The organism is Nocardioides sp. CPCC 206348, from assembly GCF_048654705.1.
Taxonomy (GTDB): Bacteria; Actinomycetota; Actinomycetes; order Propionibacteriales; family Nocardioidaceae; genus Nocardioides.
In genome coordinates this window covers 17,045-19,405 of sequence record NZ_JBMCZA010000159.1, presented here as the reverse complement: position 1 = coordinate 19,405, position 2,361 = coordinate 17,045, and the positions used below count along the sequence as shown (strand labels likewise).

The 2,361-nt window shown below is 72.8% G+C and carries 3 protein-coding genes; 2 read left to right on the top strand and 1 reads right to left on the bottom strand.

Translation table 11 applies throughout. The features are described 5' to 3' along the window. Both ACOADB_RS11615 and ACOADB_RS11610 read left to right on the top strand, forming a co-directional pair. On the top strand, positions 1 to 1,219 hold a 1,219-nt coding region (locus ACOADB_RS11615; protein WP_378598369.1), incomplete at its 5' end, for a sensor histidine kinase. After that, positions 1,216 to 1,908, top strand: a complete 693-nt coding sequence (locus ACOADB_RS11610; protein ID WP_378598367.1) for a response regulator — start codon at positions 1,216 to 1,218, stop codon at positions 1,906 to 1,908. The genes ACOADB_RS11615 and ACOADB_RS11610, both read left to right, overlap by 4 nt. On the opposite strand, the gene ACOADB_RS11605 is transcribed toward ACOADB_RS11610, so the two are convergent. Next, the coding region (locus ACOADB_RS11605; protein WP_378598365.1) for a nitroreductase family protein at positions 1,905 to 2,361 on the bottom strand (457 nt) is incomplete at its 5' end. The genes ACOADB_RS11610 and ACOADB_RS11605 overlap by 4 nt on opposite strands.

The following is a 2,361-nucleotide window of genomic DNA, read 5'->3' as shown; positions in this document are numbered from 1 at the left end:
GGGCGACGTCTTCACGCAGGAGTACGCGGGAAGCCTCGGTCCGTCCGTGCGGTCCGTGGTGCCCGTCATGAACGGCGACCGCGTCGTCGCCTACGTCTCGGTCGGCATCACGGTCAGCGACATCAATCGTGGGCTGCGCCGCGACATCACGGCGATCGTGCTCTGGGCCGGCGCGGTGCTGCTCGCCGGAATCCTCGGCGCCGCCCTGCTCGGACGGCGGCTGCGCCGGATCACCCACGGGCTCGGCGAGAAGGAGCTGGCCCGGATGTACGAGTACTACTCGGCCGTCCTCCACTCCGTGCGCGAGGGCCTGCTGCTCCTCGACGGCGACGGCCGGGTCCAGCTGGTCAACGACGAAGCCCGTCGGCTGCTCGCCCTGCCCGACGACGTGATCGGCCGGGCCGTGGCCGACCTCGGACTGGCTCCCGGTCTCGTCGCTGCCGCGCGCGGCGAGACCGCCGAGGCCGACGAGCTCTACCTCGCCGGCGAACGCATCCTCGTGGTCTCCTCGGCTCCCGCCCGATGGGACGGAAAGGACGTCGGCTCGGTGGTGACGCTGCGTGACCACACCGAGCTGCGCTCGGTCACCGGCGAGCTCGAGATCGTCCGCCGGTTGACCGAGTCGCTCCGCTCCCAGAACCACGAGTCCGCGAACCGGCTCCACACCGTCGTGTCGCTCATCGAGCTCGGACGCAGCGACGAGGCCGTGGAGTTCGCGACCGCAGAGCTCCAGGTGGCGCAGGTCCTCGCCGACCAGGTGGTCGCCGCCGTCGACGACCCGGTGGTCGCTGCGCTGCTGCTCGGCAAGTCGGCCGAGGCCGCCGAGCAGGGCATCGAGTTCGTCATCGCGGGCGAGGTCCCCGCCGGTTCGGGCATCCCGCCCCGCGACCTGGTGACCCTGCTCGGCAACCTGGTCGACAACGCCTTCGACGCCGTGGCCGACGCAGACCAGCGACGCGTCGAGGTGCGGCTGTCCGGCGAGCCGGCGCGCCTGGAGGTCCGGGTCGGCGACAGCGGACCGGGACTCGACGACGCCGCCGTGGCCCACGTGCTCGAACGAGGCTGGACCACCAAGGCGGCGCCGGGAACAGGGCGCGGCCTGGGCCTCGCCCTCGTCGTCCAGGTCGCCCGCCGGCACGGCGGAACGGTCGAGGTCGGACGGTCCACGCTCGGCGGCGCGGAGTTCACGGTCGTCCTGCACCCGGCGGACCCGGCATGAGCGTGCGCGTCCTCGTCGTGGAGGACGAGGCACTGGCCGCCGAGGCGCATGCGTCGTACGTCGCCCGGCTGGACGGCTTCGAGCTCGCCGGCGTCGCACGATCGGCCCGGGACGCCGTACGCACCCTCGATGCGGCGCGCACTGCCGGCACTCCCGTCGACCTGGTCCTGCTCGACATGAACCTCCCCGACGGACACGGCTTGTCCCTGCTCGCGGGCCTGCGCACGGCGGGCCACCAGTGCGACGTGATCGCCGTGACCGCCGCCCGCGACACCGCGATCGTGCGCCAGGCCGTCGGCCAGGGCGTCGTGCTCTACCTGCTCAAGCCGTTCACCTTCGCGACCTTCCGGTCCAAGCTGGAGCAGTACGCCGCCTACCGGGCCCAGCTGGCCGACGCACCCGACGAGGTGGTCCAGGACGAGGTCGACCGGTTGCTCGGGGCGTTGCGCCCGAACGCGAACTCACCACTCCCCAAGGGCATGAGCACCGAGACGCTGCGTGGCGTGACCTCGGCGCTCCGCGACGCGACCGCAGGGCTCTCGGCCAGCGCTGCGGCCGCAGCCGTCGGCATCTCGCGAGTCACCGCGCGGCGGTACCTCGAGCACCTGGCCGACCAGGGACTCGCCCAGCGCAATGCCCGCTACGGCGGCGGCAGCGGACGGCCCGAGGTCGTCTACACCTGGCGCTAGCGCGACGGCAGCCCGCGGGCTTCGAGGTGCGCCCGCAGCTCGTGGCGACCCGCCATGGACTGGGGTCCGGCCAGGCGTGACAGCACCCGGTCGGTCCAGCGACCCGTCAGGCCGAAGCGATGGTTGTAGGCAGCGAGCCGGTCGTCGTAGGTATCGATCTGCTCGTCGGCCAGGTCGGCGTCGTACTGCTCGTGGTGCAGGACGGCCTGCTGGGGCAACCGCGGCTTGACCCCCGCCTGCTCTTCCGGATCCGGTCGGCCGAGGGCGAGCCCGAAGGCAGCGAAGGTGTGGTCCGGGAGGTTGAGCTCTGCGGCCACGTCGGCCGGCCGGTTCCGCAGCGCACCGACGAAGACGCCACCGAGTCCGAGGGACTCGGCGGCGAGCAGGGTGTTCTGCGCCGCCAGCGCTGCGTCGACGAAGCCGATCACCGTCGTCTCCAGGTAGTCCGCGGCG

Bases quoted from the DNA above. Each gene is read 5' to 3' on its own strand.
- ACOADB_RS11610 (WP_378598367.1), top strand. From the start codon at position 1,216: ATGAGCGTGCGCGTCCTCGTCGTGGAGGACGAGGCACTGGCCGCCGAG.